Source organism: Sphingobacterium chungjuense (assembly GCF_011316935.1).
GTDB classification, from domain to species: domain Bacteria; phylum Bacteroidota; class Bacteroidia; order Sphingobacteriales; family Sphingobacteriaceae; genus Sphingobacterium; species Sphingobacterium chungjuense.
The window spans coordinates 59,329-77,577 of the sequence record NZ_WLYS01000008.1 but is presented as its reverse complement, the minus strand read 5'-3'; the positions used below and the strand labels follow the sequence as shown (position 1 = coordinate 77,577).

The following is an 18,249-nucleotide window of genomic DNA, read 5'->3' as shown; positions in this document are numbered from 1 at the left end:
CGTATCTAATTTAGCTAATGGCTATCCCTACGGCTTTTTCATTCAGGTAGGAGGCCGCCGTGTCACTTAATCTATACCCTGCTTCTAGTGCTTCATCCACAGCACGCTCACATTCGGAATCTCTTATCTGGAAAACACCAAATCCCAATATTGGAATTTCCAGCCCATTATTTAATTTTATTTTTTTCATTTTAAAGCCAGTTTAACTATAGAACAGTACTACTTAGACAAAGTTCGGATTTGAGAAACAGCTATTCGGATACAGATTACGGAATGTCCTACCATTATTACAGATAGGAATACCTCTCTAAAAATTATAAATGATTTATGTCTAGTTTTGTATGACAGAGAAGTTAGATTATGGCACAGACCTATACATTCGATACGGTAGCACAATACAATGCGTTTAATAATCATCAGACACTGCACCCATTGGTGAGTATTGTTGATTTTTCGAAAGCCCATCAAAGAACCGGCTCACGGATGACTTTTGGACTTTATTGTATTTTTCTAAAGGAAATTTATTGTGGTGACCTTAAATATGGCTGTAATTATTATGATTATGACTCTGGAACACTAGTTTTTATTTCACCAGGACAGGTTATAGATGTTGCAAATAAAGAAGACCTTTATCAACCCATGGGCCATGGTTTGGTGTTCCATCCGGATCTGATAAAGGGCACGCCTTTGGCAAAGATCCTAGATACTTACAGTTTCTTTAATTATAAAACCAACGAAGCTTTACATTTATCTGAAAGAGAACGAAGAATTGTTTTTGACTGTTTTTCTAAGATCGAATATGAGCTTCAGCAGGCTTTGGACAAGCACAGTAGAAAATTAATATCTTCTAATATTGAGCTCTTTCTTAATTATTGTGATCGTTTTTACGACCGTCAATTTATAACCAGAGAGAACGTAAACAAAGGAGTCTTGGAGAAGTTTGAAGAACATCTGAATGGATATTTTGGATCTGAGCAGCCTCAGGAATATGGCATTCCGTCTGTTGCATATTTTGCAGATAAATTTAACCTTTCAGCTAACTATTTTGGTGATCTAATCAAAAAAGAAACCGGTAAAACAGCACAAGATTATATCCAAAATAAGCTTATTGACATTGCCAAAGAGAAAATTTTTGACTCAGATAAAACCATTAATGAAATCGCCTTTGAGTTAGGGTTTAAGTATCCACAGCATTTTAGTCGGTTATTTAAAAAACGCGTTGGTTCTACTCCTAATGAATACAGAACCTTCAACCTAAACTAGTTTTTTAATTTCTTGCGAAGTTTCTAATTATTCTGAAGTGCTCGTTTTATGGAAGAAGGTCACCTGCATCATTAAAAAACAGCTAATTGATATTGCAACATATCTCCTTATTATCTTAAGGCTGTTATACTTATAGATGAAGAAATTAGTAAGGATATTATTCATCCACTAAACTGCTTGAATCCACTCAACAGCACGCTTCGAGGCGTTTTTTACTTATAAAAACTCCAACGAGATGACCATATCAGAAATACACGTACCCTTCTAGCCTCTGATTAAAGCAAGCCAGCAAATGACAATCAAAAATTCTAAGGATGCTTTCAAGGCATTCATTAAACAATAGCATGGAGGATCAGTGAACTATCAAGAAAAGTTGAAAATCTTACTTCTCAACAATGCTAATAAAGCACTCGGAATACATTTAGTCTTTCTAAAAGAGTACATCATATTCGCGGATAAGAGCATTAACTTGCGAATAAAACCGCTTTGAGATCATACTACGTTGATGACTTTTGTAGCCAAAGCTACTGTACTGACCTCGACAACGCCTCGGAATGTATTAGATTTTCTGCTTTGCTTAGTACTACATTGAAATGAGATTTCAGGCGATCAATTATAGTATTATCTACATTATCATCAAATTTTCTAGCGAATAAGTTGTCACCCTGGTTTAAAAAATCATAATCATCATTAGTGAATGTTTTGGGTCGCAATTTAATATCACCATCAGGTATCCATATTATAGCTCTTTTATCATCATCTATGAGGATACCATTGAACGAAGTATTCATTAATACTGTTTGAAAAAAAGACTCGTCAGCTATCAAAGTATTCCGATAAAAGCTCTCGAATTTTTTGACTTCGCTGCTAGTAGAAATGAATTCGCAACACGTTCTGGTCAACATCATCCACTGCCCTCCAATATATGGAATGACATTCTTCATGTAATTACGCTTAAGAAAAACATTTGAAATACGATCTTCTAATTCCTCAAAACGATTTTCAATACGATTCATCGTTTCTGGGCGTGTTACTGCCTGATCGGCGATTTTAAGGTAACTTTTACCATTGTTTTCTGTCAGAAATTCACGGATAATTTCTTGCGATTTCAAAGGGTAATCTTGGCCGCTTAAATTAATAAAATAATCCCATTTTGAATTTTTGTCTAAGAGATATTTAATTCCATCAAGCTCTGCTTGCACCATACTATATCCGCCCCAAACTACGTTCTCACTTTCCATAATATAAACATTTGGAAAAGGCAATATGAACATCAGAATATCATCATTCAAAGCTTTATTAGCTTTCTTATCGATGTGAATCAAATAAATATTGTCTGCGGAATAGATCCCGTTAAATAGCCTTTTAAACTGATTAGGAAGGCGATGTACTAATATGAAGTAAGCAATACTGACAACTGCCGATAACGCTATCTCTGCCGAAGGTTTGTCTTGTAGAGATTTGGGATATCCATTTTTTTTCATTTTTATGATAGTTATTTATAGAGTGAGGGGCCAGCAAAGCTAACTGAGCAACTTTGAGGGTAAATAGACAGATCTGGTATTTTATTCCAAACCTAGTAGCTTTGCGCGCAAGTGAGACTGCTCAAAAGCAGTCTCACGAAAATTAACAGTTTAATACACTATCGCGCACACACGGTTCAATAGTGAGATATAGCGTAGGGATCGTTGTACCGTGAAAGACGGCTATAATCCAGTCATAAAATGATAAAATCCAATATAAAATTGCGAATCCTGCAGCGACTCTGATTGCTAAAGTTGCATATTGTAGTGCTCTCATCTTTGCCATCTCGATTTTAAGTTCTTTATTTTTATAGAGGAATTTAGTATGAATATGGAACTACTTCTTTTTTTTCACGGGATGGAGTTGTTGATCTTTGGCGGGCTTTTCTTTGTCCTGCTGATAGGAAGATTTTTCCTTTTCCTTAGGGCTTTTCTCCTTTTTTTGTTCTTTACTCATGATCTACTTTTTTAAATTATATTTAATAATCACTGAAAATGCTTGGTATATTTTGGTAGAATAAGGGTGTCAAAAGTTGCGTGCACATACTATTTCCAAGGATTTCGAGGGTCATTTTGAGTCAATTTAGCTTATAAATTATTGATTAGATAAGTCTTATAAGCTATATACTACGTGAATATCCTTTCCGAATCGAAGACGGTGTTTCGTCTGTCACAGCTATTAGCTGTTTTATCTATTAGATCGAAGATTATTTTTCTGGGATGAGTTTTAAATTACAACCTTACATAGTTAACATATTGAAAATGAAATTGTTTTAAATATATTAATTACAGATATTATCTGTAATGCTGTTGATTATTGGATAGTATGCTAAAGCTTCAAAACAGGTAAGGATACCCAAGAGGATAAGACGTATATGACTCTACGGCGTAAGAGTCTATAAAATACACAGGAAGGCAATCATACCGCCAATATCATCGGCAAACCGGTTCTACCTAATGCCGTGCGTGAAGCCAACATCTGACTTACTTCCTTTTTTTGGCTAATTGTATGGCCATGCCTTTGCCCCATCCACGACTAATGCTGGTTACTAAAGCTATTTTGCAATTATCTATGTTATTTATCTTTTAAAGTATAGGTACAAAGTTCTCATGAAAACAGCATAGCATTTTGCAAACTTATAGTACAATCGACGATTGTAGCTCATTTCGCATTAGGGCTTGCTATCACAATAAAATTTACCAATGTCGAATACGTTGAAATGCCCGAAATCTGTATTCATTTTGTTGTCGAAAAAATAATCAAGATGACAGCTCGTATCACCGACGATCTCCTTATGAAAAAACTTTGATAGCTACTATTCATCGTTTGCGAAATTCAAATAAACTTTCAGCTACAAAATCACAGTTATTTTTTTTGTTAGATAAAAACGCCTGAAGTTCCCCACTTCAAGCGTTTTTAGATGGTTACACATTTTATCTATGCGTTTGTGAGACACTGTTGCTTATACAGATCCAAAAAAATTCGCAAGTTCCATAACCCTACTTTACAAACCATTTGTGAGTGTTATTAAAAACTTAGGGAACGCTAGAATTCTTTCGTAATCCGTTTTAATAGAATATAGGTAAGATCCTACCATACAGCGTTTTTTAACACAATTTGACATACATGACGAAGCTATTGTCGTGGTTGATGCAGTAAGCTTCTTAGGACTTAGCAAGGTTTATCGTATTTAGGGAATGAAGTCTATTATTTGTTATGTAGGATATCGTTAGGAAGGTAAGAAAAGCTAATCCTGCCATAATCTGGAAAACCGGGTCGCCTACGGCATAATGAGCTAAAGACGCTGAAGCGAACATGATTGCGAAACCAATGTAGGCAGCCTCTTTTAACAACCGTATAGGAAGCCAAATCATGATCGCGCCGATCAGTTTGGCTACGCCCAGTTCGATCCTAAAATAATCTGCGGGCAATCCTAAATGTGCCATGCTATCTCTCACTTCGGACTTAAGTAGCGTTTCAAAACCTATGAAAATCATCATAGCCGAAATAATTCCCGTTGTTACGTAATACGTAATTTTTGTTGCTTTCATTTTTTAATTTTTAAAATTTAACATGGCAAAAATACGTATATTAGCTTTCCAAAAGATAGTAGTATCCAAAAGGTAAGTAGTTACTTTTGGGTAAGTCCTCATGATTATATTCAACATGGCAACTGATAAATTAACTTTTTCTGCACCTGAATGTACAAATCGTCTGTCTGCTACGGAGGATGCGATTTACGTTCTTGGTGGAAGGTGGACCATCCGGGTCATGATAGCCATTTTGGGCGGGCACACCCGCTTCAATGATCTACAACGAACGTTGACAGGTACTTCCGCTAAAGTGTTATCCAACGAACTAAAAAAATTGGAAGAGAATCATTTGATCAAACGAACAGTATTTGCAGATGAGATACCCGTATTAATAGCATATCAGGCTACGGAGTACAGCCTATCTCTTAAAAATATAATTACTGCATTATCGGAGTGGGGAGCAAACCATAAAAAGAAGATCACTAGTAATTATTAGTCTTATATTGTTTCTGCATCAATTACCGTGATTATAATGCTGTTTTTGTGAGACAACGATGTCAAATACGCTACATGCAGCACTCGAAATTGACCTAACTTATGGGATGATGATTTACGCAGCTTTTCAAAATTGCAAGGATGTAAGTAAAGCATGATGAAGGAAAAGGTTAGTCTTTTACCAAAAAGATTGATTAAGGGAATTGTCCTAATCTAACGAGCTTATAAAGCCCATACGAATTGACTTTATTAGACCGCAAGCGGTTTCTTCTCTATTTAGTTGCTTACTTGCGCTTAGGCCAATGCTGTCCTAATTTTGAAGAGAAAATTGTCGATATCAAATGGTTTACTTATGAACGAATCGGGCGAACATTGATCATGAATAGAGGTTGGATTTGCATGTGCACTCATCATCATGATAGGAACATCTGGATTTCCATCATGCCTAATTTCGTTACAAAGATCAATCCCAGAGCCATCGGGCAGTCTTACGTCGAAAATATAAAGGTCTGGAACAACTAATAGATCCCTATTTTTAAACTTTTCTACATCTGCAAATGATTTCACAGTATAGTCTTCACTATCAAGGAGTATTTCCAATACTTCCCTTACCCCATCGTCATCCTCTACTATATATATCATTCTCATAAACCTTCAACCACGTAACAACAAATAATTAGCGCTTTAGTTTTCAGTAATTTGCAGATAAACATTAACTAATATTTTGTTGGTGCGAAGCCTGGGTGGGTAGTGTAAACCAAAACTCGCTTCCTTTGCCAAGCTCGCTTTCTACTCCGATCCTACCGCCATGATTTTTGATAATTTCCGCGCTTATGTAGAGTCCAAGCCCCAGTCCTGTAAACTTTTTCCCTTCGTAATTTGTACGGTAGTAGCGTTCAAAAAGATGGCTTAGATTTTCTTTCGGTATGCCAGGTCCAGAATCTTTAACGCTGATTTTAATTTCGTCATCGCCAATCTGGCTCACATAAACAACAATTTCTTTAGAATCCGGCGCATACTTTATAGCATTGGATATGAAGTTTACCAATACTTGCCCTATCTGTTGGCTGTCTGCATAGACGCTTAGCATCTTTTGGCCACTTAAAGTTATATGCTGTTTAGAATCGTTTGCTATATGAGCACAGCAGTCGTTGAAGAGATCATTTATTGAAACTGTTGATTTGTCCATCTTCATCTGCCCCTGCTCCAGCCGACTAGTATCCAGCAGATCATGTATTAAACGGGAAAGATTGTCCAGACTGCTGAGCGCCTGAGAAATTAGCTTACTTCTTGATTCTTCAGGTAGCCTATTATGCGCCCTTTCCAATAATTGCAAAGCCGCTTTTAGTGAGGTAACTGGATTTTTTAGCTCGTGACTGGCAATGCTGATAAAGTCATCTTTTCCCTGTAGAATCATTCGCCTTGAGGTTACATCCATGAAGGTGCCGATACCACCGGTTAAATTTCCATCTTCATTAAAGATAGGCGCAGCGTTGATAGAGATGTACTGCCTACTACCGTCGGGTCGTTGTACGCCAATTTCCATATCAAATACCTTGCTTCCAGTCGTCATCATAACAGTCATGGGATGTTCCTCATCCGGAAGTGGAGAGCCATCGATACGCAGATTTTGCCATCGTGGATCACTATAAGTTCGACTTTCAATATCGCTCGACGTCAGTCCGAGTATCTGCTGAGCCATAGGGTTGGCATACACCAACTGTCCGGTATGATCGACTATTCCTACACCTTCGGCCATGGTTTCCAATATTCCCTGCAGTCTTTTTTCGCTATTTCTAAGTGTTTCTTCCAGCACTACTTTTTGGCGGATAGTCTCTTCCCGGTCACGAATAGCCAATACCTGAGCGGTTACTTCCACGGCAACATCAATTACTCCAGTTACTTTTCCGTTTTCGATAAATGGTGTAAAATTAAAGTTGAAGAAGCCTTCTCTAAGCTGACCATCAAGTAATAATCTGACTGGACTGGATATTTCTTCGCGCGATTCGCCAAACTCGAACGTTTCTTTTAGCAAATCCGCTGCAAGTTGGCCCTTAAGCTCTGGTATTTGTTCAAATAGAGGCTTTCCGATAATGCTTTCGTCCCGTCCCAGAATATTCAGCATAGTGGAATTAATTTTTTCAATGATAAAATCTTCCCCTTTGGTCAGCAATATGGCTACAGGCGCCTGGGCAATCAAGTTTTGAAAGCCTTGTTCACTGTCAGCTAATCTGTTATTGAGATCTTGTATCGCATCATTTATAGATTTTAGATCATCAATATCTTTATTAAGTCGGTGATTAGCGGTATTTAAGCGTTCGTTAGAAGTTTTGTACCCCTGGTTAGCATTACCTAAATTTTTGTTGGTTTCAGTAAGTTTGGTATTGATTTCATTTATGGCATAGTTATACTTGTCCAACTGTTCGTTGGTTGCCATATATTCTTCATTCAGAGTGGTAAGTTCTTCATTAGTAGCCTGTAGTTCTGCCTTGACATTTTCCTCACTGGCTTGTCTTTCAGCAACCTGCTCACGGGCGAGTTTACGATCAGTAACATCTGTTGCAGTATGCAATATGGCATAGGTAATTCCGTTTTGATCTTTCAGTGGATTATATTTAAAGTCAAAGTAACGCGGAGTAAGAATGCCATCTATTAAGATGTCCGCGGGTATCTCCTCTCCAGAGAATGCTTCACCTGTTTTCCAAACATTTCTAAGCAATCCCTCAAATCCCTGCTCAATATATTCCGGAAAGATATCGCCCAATCTTTGACCGTCCAAGTTATCGGCTCGGTTCCACATCTTCAGCATTTTTTCATTTGCTATGGCAATATTGAGGTCTTCACTGTCATATACTGCTACAGCATTGGGCATCTCCGAAATTACATGCAACAAACCATTAAAACTCACATTCATACACAACGATATAGTATGCAAAGATAATGATGTTAAACTGTATTTTACGAGTCATTTACATTCCTTCGCTACGCTGACAAATTAGGAGATTTACTATTTTCACGCTACGGACACTGGTAGTTTTGCAAGATCTGTTTTTACGATATAGCTATTAGCATCCCACGCTACTAGCCATATCCCTAAGCATATCATCTTCGTTTTTAGCTACACTTTTATTAATCGGCGGACTATCACTACTGTTCAAGCCTATTACACAGAGCAACCTGAAAAGGAAAGTATTACAAAAAGCGAAAACTCCATCTGAACTGGAATTTATAAAAAGATCAATTTTATGGGAAGCGAAAATGTAAATATAACTACCCTCAAAAAAATCATCTACACTTGCTTTTTTGCTTGAATATACGCTGAAGGTGTCTTATTAAAATGTGCTTTAAAAACCTTGGTGAAGTAGTTTGGATTTGCAAAACCCAACTCGTACGCCACTTCTGCAATAGACTTATTGCTTCTTTGCAATAGTTCTTTTGCTCGATCTAGCTTGGTCGAGCGGATATATTCCACAGGTGTCATACCTGTATAATCCAACAACTTATTATAGAGAGATGCTCTGCTAATTGACAGGTAGGCACTTAGCGATTCAACGGAAAGCTGTGAGTTAGCCATATTTTCCTCGATGTACGCATAGGCTTTTTTCAAGAATTTCTCGTTCTCTGAAACAATTTCTGTCGTCGGACTTATCAGGTCGACTTGCTTCAAATACTTATGCTTAACTGCTTGGCTAAGCATCAACAGCCGATTTACTTTAGCCATAAAATGCGGCATATCAAATGGCTTATTGAGATAATCCACCGCACCAGATTCGATACCATAAATGGCTCCATTAGGTATATTTGCAGCGGTTAAAAGAATAACAGGAATTTGCATGGTACGCTTGTCAAGATGAAGTTTCTGAACAAACTCTACCCCATTCATAATGGGCATCTGCACGTCGCTCACAATAATATCGGGATGATAGAAAAGCGCTTTTTGCCAACCGTCCATTCCATTCTCTGCTTCAATGATCTGATAGTGTTCCTGTAAATGTCTTCTCAGATATAATCGAAAATCAGAATCATCTTCTACAATCAAGATTTTAGGAGCCTCCGAAGATAGCTGTACCGATTGACCATCCGCTATTGATCCGTTTTCTTCTACCAAGCTTTCGCTTGCATACAATGATTTTTTGAGCTTGAGATCAAAATAAAAAGCACTACCTCGCCCCATCTCACTGATCACATGTATAGTCCCTTGATAAAGCTCAACAAAAGACTTTACGATCGACAGTCCAATTCCTGATCCTTGGTTTAGAATGTTTTCATCGGGGTGAATTTGAAAAAAACGATCGAAAATTCTTGTTGTATGTTCTTCTGCGATTCCAACTCCAGAATCTTCAATACTAAAATCGATGTGTAGAAATTCATCACAGTTATCTAAAGAACGATGATTCAGACGTACATCGATCGTACCACCACGCGCCGTAAATTTAAAGGCATTGGACAATAAATTGAAGATGATTCGCTCTAACTTATCCTTATCGAAGCTCACGAATAGTTCCTCTGTGCTACAAACCACATTCAAGGCGATACCCTTCTGTAGTGCTAAATCACCAAATGAAGCAACAGACTGCCTAATAAAGGAAACTAATTCACCTTCTATATTGTACAGGGTAATCTCATTCTCTTCTAGTTTTCTAAAATCTAGGAGCTGGTTGACCAATCGCAACAATCGTTCACTATTTCTTTGAACAAATTTTAGCTGTTCTATATTTTTCAAACTATCTCCGGCTAGCAGCATATTATCAATAGGCCCTTTAATTAACGATATCGGTGTTTTGAATTCGTGACTTAAGTTGGTCAAAAATTTGATCTTCATTTTATCAAGTTTTCTCAACTGTTCTGCGTCTTTTCGTTCTTGCTCTATCAGTTGCTTGGCAGATACTCTTTCTTGTTCTAACGCAAATTGTGCCTTTAGCCGTTTAATACCTCGCGCTCTAATTAATAACAAACCGCCTAAAACTATAGCGGCATATAACATGTAAGCAGGAATCGTTCGCCACCAAGGTGGTGTGATTACCACTTCAATGGATCGTTCATTATTGCCCCATACCCCATCATTGTTACTTGCTCGAACTCGAAATTGGTAATTACCGGGTGGAATATTGGTATAACTCGCCACATGCTCTTTACCGACGGATACCCAAGATTTGTCAAAACCCTCTAGCAGATATTCATATTGATTGTCTTCTGGTACAGTAAAATTTAATGCCTCAAAAAATATTGAAAAATTTTGATCGTATCGTAGTTGCATCTTCTCTTCCATTAATATCGATGTCGTGATCGGTTGATCAACTCCGGGATCGACATTGGTATTATCTACTCGTAGGCTAGTGAATACAATCTGTGCTGGGTTCTTATTTATTTTGAGTTTATCTGGATAAAAATGATTGAAACCGTGTTGTCCCCCAAAAAATAATTCGCCATCCTTCATTTTTAGGCCAGCTCCCAAGCTAAAAGCGCCAGATTGAAGACCTGCGGAGTGAGAATAATTTTTAAAGACACCCGTTTGGACATCATAGCAGCTCAAGCCCTGACTGGTGCTGATCCAAATCTTACCGCTGTCATCTTCCATGATTTTATATACCATCCCGTTGAGCAATCCATCATGTGCAGATAGCAGGGTAAATTTCTTTTGCCCTTTTTTTAAAACCCCAATTCCATTACCACTAGTACCAACCCACGTGTTACCAGCGCTATCATGATAGATAGACGATATATAATTACTTGGTAATTGATGTGATTCCGCGTTCAGATTATAAGAAATTTGTGTAAGCGGATTGATGACAGTTATTCCAGCTCCATACGTTCCAATCCACATTTGTGTATCATCTAACTCTTCGATGGCACGTACATAACCTAATTTGTCGTACTTGGTTATAAGCTTTCGATCCTTACCTAGCACATTTACTCCTCTACCATTTGTGCCAACCCATAAGTTACCTTTTCGATCTTTCTTCAACGTAAATATTTCATTGCTATTTAAGTCCAGATCTCCTATGCCTTCCTTGAATTGAATAACTTCCTTGTTTACCACATCATAACCATATAATCCTTTTTGATAGGTACCAAGCCAGAGTGTGTTATCATCTTGCTCCATCGCAAGCACATTCAGGTCGCCTGGCAATGCCGTGACTATATGCTGACTACGTTTTGCTTTATCATAATTCCATACCCCGTTTCCGTCAGTTCCGATGTAGATATCATTGTTAATCGCGGATAATGAGGTTACGATAGCACTTTCACCAGAATAGGAAGGCGTATTACCGACAACCCTTAGATTAAATTCATTGAGATTGCTGTCGTACTTATTTAATCCGCCTTGATAGGTGCCGACCCAAGAAATACCATAGTTATCAATCAAAATAGATCGTATGGAATGCGTACTTAAGCTATGTAAATTGCCTTTTTCCGGTTTAAATTGCGTCAATTTAAATGTATTAACATTGAAGAGGTGTAATCCTTTATCGCTGCCAATCCATAAGTTGCCCTTGTTATCCTTATCAATTGCATATAGGTTATTGCTATAAAGCTTATCGCCTTGCATCAATTTGGAGGCGGATTCCAACGCATTGCGTTGGGTATTGAACCGAAGCAAACCTTCTGTAGAAGCAAACCACATAACGCCACGATCGTCTTGAATAATAGCACGAATCACATGATCAGAACGGTTCCCCGCGCCTACACTGGCAACTTGGTATTCTTGTTTAAATTGTAACTTTCGGTTGTACTGATACAAGGTCTGGTCAGCGGCAATCCAAAGGTTTCCTTCTTGATCTGTAAAGCTACAGTGAGAAATCTTGCCTTGTAATCTTTTGTTAATTTCAGCATACATTCCATCTGTATGCAGCTGTTGTGTCGTACCATTAATACAGTAAAATGCTCCAAAGGCGCTAACCATAATATTACCCTGATTGTCACTAGAAATGGAATTTATGGCAGTACTCCCGGCTGAAGCTGTGTTGGGGCTGTACTGTATTACCCGATCTGTTTTCCTATCGTAATACGCAACTCCTCCACCGTTTGTACCAATCCAGAGGCGACCGTTAGCATCTTCATGCAACGAAGTAACGTGGTTGATGCCCAAACCGTTATTTTCGGTTGGATTACGCCTATATATTTTAAAGCTTTTGCCATCAAAACGGTTTAGACCATCTTCGGTGCCTATCCAAAGAAAACCGAAATGATCTCGTATTAAAGCATGGATTGTATTGGACGAAAGGCCATCTTTGGAATACAAACGCTGAAAATCGATAGCATGATCTTGTGCAAATGCGAAACTAAATGCACATAATGTACTAATAATACATAATGCAACCGCTTTCATAATCAAGTTTATCAAAGGCATCAGAAAATTCGTTTACTTTTTGGTTAGACTTAAAAAACGATTCGTAAATATAACCTTATTCCCTATGAATAGGAAATGGTAGTGCTTGTTTGTTGACTAATGAATATAGCCCTACACTGGTGCAATCGCCCGCATAATTCATACTTAATCCGGCCTATTATTATCGTCACTAATCGGAAAAGCAAGCCTGACTAGTCTATATTTTCAGATGGCTGACTTTTCAGTGCAGCAAGCTACCGAAACCTTGCTGCACATGATGACGAAGCACTTTTTAGGGCATTCACAAAAGCAAAATTAGAGTGCTGAGTAACATACGATAAATCTAGGAACTGATTGATTTTACCATTTTCACAAAAAAGGCTAGTCAGCCTATGCTGCTGACTAGCCTTTTTCCGTGTGCTACTCCTCCATCAAAAGAGGTTGGAGTTAATTAATACCACGATATTTAAAAAAAACCGGAGTTATTACATCAATCATAACCTGGATTTTGATAAATACTCCGATCTCCTTCCATAGCATCTAGCTGTCCCAAAGGTATAGGCCGCAGGTAGTGGAAGTTCTGTATATTTCGCTGAAAGGTAATCGGTGTTCTATCTCCCAGATTCGGACCACAAATAACATAGGTTGAGGCAATATCCCTCCATTTTTGAGTACGTACCAAGTCGTGCCAACGGTATCCTTCTCCAAAATATTCCCTAGAACGTTCTGCTAAAATATACTCAATGGTGATATCTGCTGGAGTTGCGGCGATCATCGCTGCACTATTGTCTTCTACCCTTTCGGTGTTGCCATTGTTGTCCCAACGCCAAACGCCGGCACGTGCTCTAATGACGTTAACCAATTCTCGCGACGAAAATCCGGCCTTCGCTACGGCCCCTTTTACCGCAGCTTCCGCTGCGACCAAGTACAATTCCGAAAACTTTGCTGCCGCAAATGGACGCGTACTTCCTGCATTGGGCTCACCCAAACCACTTCCGCTATCGGTTCGGTAAGGTCCAATCTTCCAGATGCCTGGATATATCCTTCGGCTTATTCCCGTAGGTGATACCACAAAGTCTGCGCGACCCGGAAGTACACCTGCTCCGACGTTGCTACTGGTTGGTGTAGAATAGTTGATCGCTTCGGCTGGTTCCTCATTCAAAAAGGTAAGAATAGCATCGCCTGGGTTTACCGGAAGGAAGTTTGCATTATAAAATGTGCCTTGAATACCGGCTTTATTCCAATTACCTCTATAGACACTGGTAAATGTACCATCGTATCGAGAATCATTGGTTTTATCAGCAAATGTGTTTGTTATAGCGCCAATAGTTGGTGCCATCCTGACCCATGGCCTACCTAATGCCTGCGCAGCTTCGCGTTGAACAGATGCTACCGGCGTCCATGCGGAGCTGGAAGAGCTACTTCTAATCTCTGTGTAGTTCCACGTTAGCATCCAGCTGGCAAAGTTGTCTGGTGCTCCACCGCTGCCGTAAGAAAGGCTACCCCCGTTGTAAAACTCACTAGATTCTGTATGATCCGCAAAAAGCAATAACTCATTATTCCTATCATTTGTGGCCACATGTACATCATAAAAGGTGGGTTGTAGTGCAAAAGGTCCTGGATTTTCTATTCCTTGTACCGCCATATCGTATGCCTGCTGGAAATACCACTGGGCATCGTGTCCATCTGGATCTACACGATCAGCGGCTGGATAAGTCGGAATATTTTCGGGGTTTTGCAACCACCAACCGTATGTTAGATAAGCTTTTGCTAAATACAATCGAGCCAATGTCTTGGTGACACCACCGATCACACGACCACTTTCTGGCAAATTTTCAACAGCATGCAGTAGATCCGGGAACACCGCTTTCGTGTACACCTCAGGTACTGTATTGCGTACCGACGTTCGTGTCGTGCTTGTATTGAACACCAACTCACCAGCTCCCAAATCTAACGGCACACCACCGAAAGTCTGAACAAGCAAAAAGTAGTCGAAAGCACGGAAAAATTTCGCTTCAGCGATATGTGCTTCCGTAATGCCATCTACATTTTCGGCAAATTCCACAATTCCGTTAGCCGTATTGATATTACTGAAACACACGCCCCAAATAGCGTCTGCGCGGCTATTTTCTGCATTCATCACTGCTCTTCCACTCAAATCCATTACTAAGAAATTCTGATCGGCCTGCTGTGCATACGTTACCTCATCCGTTCCCGTAAGTACAGAATTATACCAGTAGGCTTGTCCGTAGATCCAGCGTAAATGCGCGTACATGGAAGTCAGACCTCCCATAATACCGCGTTCGGTTTCAAAGAATCCAGGTTCGTATATACTACGTGGCTGTTCCTCTAAAATCTTTGAACAGGAAGCTACCGTGGCGAGAATCGCCAGTGAGACTATCTTTATATATTTTGCTATATTTTTCATAGAACTTTTATTAAAAGGTCAAATTAACACCAAACAAAAATGAGCGCGTGGCTGGGGCGTTTGTCCCTATCGTTAGCAAACGACTTTGGTGAGAAGCTACAGCTGTATTTTCGTTTGCAAATGAATTAGTTTCGGGATCCATACCTGTTGCACGATTAAATGGAGAAAAGAATACGAATGGATTCTGAACCATGACATACATACGCAAACGATCTATTCCTACATTTTGAATGAATGGTGAATCATTAAAGTTATAACCCAGCGTCATGGTTCTAATCTTCAAATAAGAGGCATCAAAATACCCCAAGGAATTACCATATTTGGGATTATCACCACTCATGATGCCTCCTGGTTTCGGATAACGTGCTCCCGTGTTTTCTGGAGTCCAATAGTCTATCTGAACATTGTTGCTTCTACCCGTCATCAGATTGAGGTATCCCGAGGCAGAATGGAGCGTACTAATTAAAACACCACCTTGTTGAAACATACCTACAGCACTGAAATCAAAGTTTTTATAAGCAAGACTTGTGTTAAAACCGCCCATAAAATTGGTTTGCATATCGATAATCTGACGGTCATCTGGACCAATCGGACGTGTTGGAACGCCATTTTCATCAAACCCGCCGTTGTAATCTACTTTGATCATCCCGACATTTCCTCCTGGTTCTAAAATATCCAGATGCGGATCTCCTTCTTGCCACAAGCCATTGTATTTGTAATCGTATATTACATCGATTGGATGGCCAACGAACCACCAGTTATTTTCATTTCTTGTTTGTCCAGATGCCAATTCCGTCAACTTGTTTCGGTTACGATAAAAGTTGACTCCTGCTTCCCAAGTCCATCCGTTTTTATTATCCACAATAACCCCATTAAGGGCAAATTCAACACCTTTATTTTGAGTTTTACCTACATTTGCAGTGTAACTTTCTACTCCAGTAGAACCGGGCATTCTTAGATTTAGCAACAGGTCATGTGTATACGTTTCGTAGTATTCCGCCGTACCCGAAAGACGACCATTCAATAGGGTAAAATCAACTCCTAGGTTATAAGTCTGTGAATACTCCCAACCTAATTGCGGATTAGGCAATTGTGACACGAAGTAACCGACATCATAATTGTCAGCACCGAAATTATATGGTCTTGTAGACAATCTTCCTAAGGTAGCATAGGGATTAATGGCTTGATTAGACGTTTGCCCATAACCGACACGAAGCTTTAGCATATCGACCCAAGACACATTCTCCATGAAAGTTTCTCTACCGATATTCCATCCTGCCGAAACCGCTGGATAGGTGTGCCATTTTCTACCTCTAGCTAAGCGGGACGATCCGTCAGATCGCATGGTAACACTTAACATATATTTATCATCGTAGGAGTACATCGCCCGCCCCATATACGAGAGCAGACCCCACTTTTCATACACTTGACCATCTGGATTAACGATGATCTCGCCTAAGGCCTGGCCAATGTTATAGAATTGAAATGCGGATGCTGGAATATCTCTACCAGACATTTCGGATCGTACGAACTGATTTTCCTCGGCAGAATACAATGCGGTCAAGTTCAAATTATGCTTTGATCCGAACGTTTTGTCGTAGGTCAAGAGATTTTCGATCACATAATGATAGATGTGCGAATTGTTAATTCCTGCGGTAGATGGCGATGTGGGGTTGATGTTATTGATACCTTCGCCAGTAAACCAACCACCGTTGTTCTGCCGATAATCCAGCCCTAAATTCGCGCGATATTTTAAGCCTTCTACTCCTGGAATAGCGATTTCTCCAAACAGAGCGTTGTAGGTTGCGAATGCGCGTGTTTCGTTGAGCCATTCGTCACTCAAGCCCTCAATTATGGACCGCGAAGAAACCCAGTTCTCATTTAGTGGCATCTGAATCGTACGTTTAAAGCTTCCATCAGGATTATACGGGTTGGCAATTGGGGAGTTGCTCAATAAGCCTAAACCGACATGTTGTCCTCTAGTGACATTATAATTGGTATTCGTATTGATACCGACACGAATATAATCCCCGATACGCTGATCCACGGATCCGCGCAGCGAGATACGATCATATCCCTGAAGAGGTAATACACCCTGATCTTTGTAGTAGCCGGCACCAAAGTTATAGGCGCCTTTTTCTGTTCCTCCCGACACGCCTAGATCTTGACTGACATTATACCCCGTACGATACATCAGGTCTTGCCAATCGGTGTCGACATCATCAGATTCGTCCACTCCATTATTCGGAAACATACCAGCTGCTCTACGCAGTTCTACGAATTCAGGACCGTTCATCATCGGGTATTTGGAAAAAATTTTTTGAAATCCTTGAAAGCTATTGTAGGAGATTCTGGCAGGTTGTCCCAACGTTCCGGTATTGGTCGTTACGAGCATAACGCCATTGGCACCTCGAGATCCATAAATCGCCGTTGCAGAAGCATCTTTTAATACATCCACACTCTTAATATCATTGGGGTTAATGTCTCCGATAGATCCCGTAAATGGAATTCCGTCTAATACGATCAAAGGATCGTTACTTGCGTTTAGCGAACGTGTTCCCCGAATACGTATTTGCGTCGTGGCGCCTGGTCGCGACGAAGTTTGCGACATTTGTACACCCGGCAAGCGGCCTTGTAATGCTTGTGTGATGTTGGCTGAAGGCACATCGCGCATGGCGTCTCCTCCTATCGAAGATACCGAGCCCGTGACTGCCTCGCGGCGTTGCGTACCATAGCCTACCACGACCACCTCGTCCACTGCAATGTCGTCATCTGTAAAAACAACATTTAACGGTCGATTGATACTAGTTACGATCGCAGTTTGACGTGATAGCCCCACGTTGATAAATTCTAGGGTATCGCCTACAGAGGCTTCGATAGTATAGCGACCTGTAGAATTGGATAAGGAGCTTTTATTAGTCCCTTTTACATTGACGGTAACATCTGGCAGGGCCTTTCCATTCTTAGAGGAAACTGTGCCGCTCACTGTTCCTTGCGCAAGCGCACCAGCACTCATCAGTACAGCGCACAGCAACAAGCTCATCTTCTTATCGGGTCGCCAGCATCGGGCGAGGACCCTACACATAAAGGTTTGTAATTTGTTCATCATGTATGAATTAAGGTTTATAATTTATTAGGTTACTACTGTATTGGGTTAGCCGAAGTCACATAATTGT

At 39.8% G+C, this 18,249-nt stretch carries 10 protein-coding genes; 2 read left to right on the top strand and 8 right to left on the bottom strand.

Features of this window, described 5'->3' with window-relative positions:
* Nucleotides 1-10: 10 nt before the first annotated feature.
* Nucleotides 11-190: an aldo/keto reductase gene (locus GKO22_RS15555; RefSeq protein ID WP_206367926.1), complete on the bottom strand. Its 180-nt coding sequence runs from the start codon at nucleotides 188-190 to the stop codon at nucleotides 11-13.
* A gap of 170 nt (nucleotides 191-360) precedes the next feature.
* On the opposite strand from GKO22_RS15555, the gene GKO22_RS15550 reads away from it, so the two are divergent.
* Nucleotides 361-1,263 (top strand): helix-turn-helix domain-containing protein, encoded by a 903-nt coding sequence (locus GKO22_RS15550; RefSeq protein WP_166336648.1) that lies wholly within the window; start codon nucleotides 361-363, stop codon nucleotides 1,261-1,263.
* 524 nt (nucleotides 1,264-1,787) lie between these two features.
* Here GKO22_RS15550 and GKO22_RS15545 read toward each other — a convergent pair.
* Together GKO22_RS15545 and GKO22_RS15540 are read right to left on the bottom strand one after the other, a co-directional pair.
* On the bottom strand, nucleotides 1,788-2,747 hold the full coding sequence (locus GKO22_RS15545) for a beta-1,6-N-acetylglucosaminyltransferase (RefSeq protein ID WP_166336646.1): 960 nt from the start codon (nucleotides 2,745-2,747) through the stop codon (nucleotides 1,788-1,790).
* A gap of 1,704 nt (nucleotides 2,748-4,451) precedes the next feature.
* Entirely contained in the window at nucleotides 4,452-4,838 is a 387-nt protein-coding gene (locus tag GKO22_RS15540; protein ID WP_166336644.1) for a DoxX family protein, read from the bottom strand.
* 100 nt (nucleotides 4,839-4,938) lie between these two features.
* Here GKO22_RS15540 and GKO22_RS15535 point away from each other — a divergent pair, with 100 nt between their 5' ends.
* Nucleotides 4,939-5,316, top strand: a complete 378-nt coding sequence (locus tag GKO22_RS15535) for a winged helix-turn-helix transcriptional regulator (protein WP_317165720.1) — start codon at nucleotides 4,939-4,941, stop codon at nucleotides 5,314-5,316.
* Between the two features lie 293 nt (nucleotides 5,317-5,609).
* Here GKO22_RS15535 and GKO22_RS15530 read toward each other — a convergent pair whose 3' ends face one another.
* The 5 genes from GKO22_RS15530 to GKO22_RS15510 form a co-directional block, all read right to left on the bottom strand.
* Nucleotides 5,610-5,957 (bottom strand): response regulator, encoded by a 348-nt coding sequence (locus GKO22_RS15530; protein ID WP_240920338.1) that lies wholly within the window; start codon nucleotides 5,955-5,957, stop codon nucleotides 5,610-5,612.
* Between the two features lie 70 nt (nucleotides 5,958-6,027).
* A complete protein-coding gene (locus tag GKO22_RS15525) occupies nucleotides 6,028-8,229 on the bottom strand; it encodes an ATP-binding protein (protein WP_166336638.1) in 2,202 nt (733 codons plus the stop codon).
* Between the two features lie 375 nt (nucleotides 8,230-8,604).
* The gene (locus GKO22_RS15520) at nucleotides 8,605-12,645 is read right to left on the bottom strand and encodes a hybrid sensor histidine kinase/response regulator transcription factor (protein ID WP_166336636.1); all 4,041 of its coding nucleotides are present in this window, start codon (nucleotides 12,643-12,645) and stop codon (nucleotides 8,605-8,607) included.
* A 490-nt stretch (nucleotides 12,646-13,135) separates the two neighbouring features.
* Nucleotides 13,136-15,073, bottom strand: coding sequence for a RagB/SusD family nutrient uptake outer membrane protein (locus tag GKO22_RS15515; RefSeq protein ID WP_166336634.1), 1,938 nt, complete (start codon nucleotides 15,071-15,073; stop codon nucleotides 13,136-13,138).
* 10 nt (nucleotides 15,074-15,083) lie between these two features.
* Complete coding sequence (locus tag GKO22_RS15510) at nucleotides 15,084-18,182, bottom strand: SusC/RagA family TonB-linked outer membrane protein (protein ID WP_166336632.1); 3,099 nt, start codon at nucleotides 18,180-18,182, stop codon at nucleotides 15,084-15,086.
* Nucleotides 18,183-18,249 lie beyond the last annotated feature (67 nt).

Coding starts and splice junctions, on each gene's coding strand:
- GKO22_RS15555 (WP_206367926.1), bottom strand. CDS start 190: ATGAAAAAAATAAAATTAAATAATGGGCTGGAAATTCCAATATTGGGA.
- GKO22_RS15550 (WP_166336648.1), top strand. CDS start 361: ATGGCACAGACCTATACATTCGATACGGTAGCACAATACAATGCGTTT.
- GKO22_RS15545 (WP_166336646.1), bottom strand. CDS start 2,747: ATGAAAAAAAATGGATATCCCAAATCTCTACAAGACAAACCTTCGGCA.
- GKO22_RS15540 (WP_166336644.1), bottom strand. CDS start 4,838: ATGAAAGCAACAAAAATTACGTATTACGTAACAACGGGAATTATTTCG.
- GKO22_RS15535 (WP_317165720.1), top strand. CDS start 4,939: ATGATTATATTCAACATGGCAACTGATAAATTAACTTTTTCTGCACCT.
- GKO22_RS15530 (WP_240920338.1), bottom strand. CDS start 5,957: ATGATATATATAGTAGAGGATGACGATGGGGTAAGGGAAGTATTGGAA.
- GKO22_RS15525 (WP_166336638.1), bottom strand. CDS start 8,229: ATGAATGTGAGTTTTAATGGTTTGTTGCATGTAATTTCGGAGATGCCC.
- GKO22_RS15520 (WP_166336636.1), bottom strand. CDS start 12,645: ATGAAAGCGGTTGCATTATGTATTATTAGTACATTATGTGCATTTAGT.
- GKO22_RS15515 (WP_166336634.1), bottom strand. CDS start 15,073: ATGAAAAATATAGCAAAATATATAAAGATAGTCTCACTGGCGATTCTC.
- GKO22_RS15510 (WP_166336632.1), bottom strand. CDS start 18,182: ATGATGAACAAATTACAAACCTTTATGTGTAGGGTCCTCGCCCGATGC.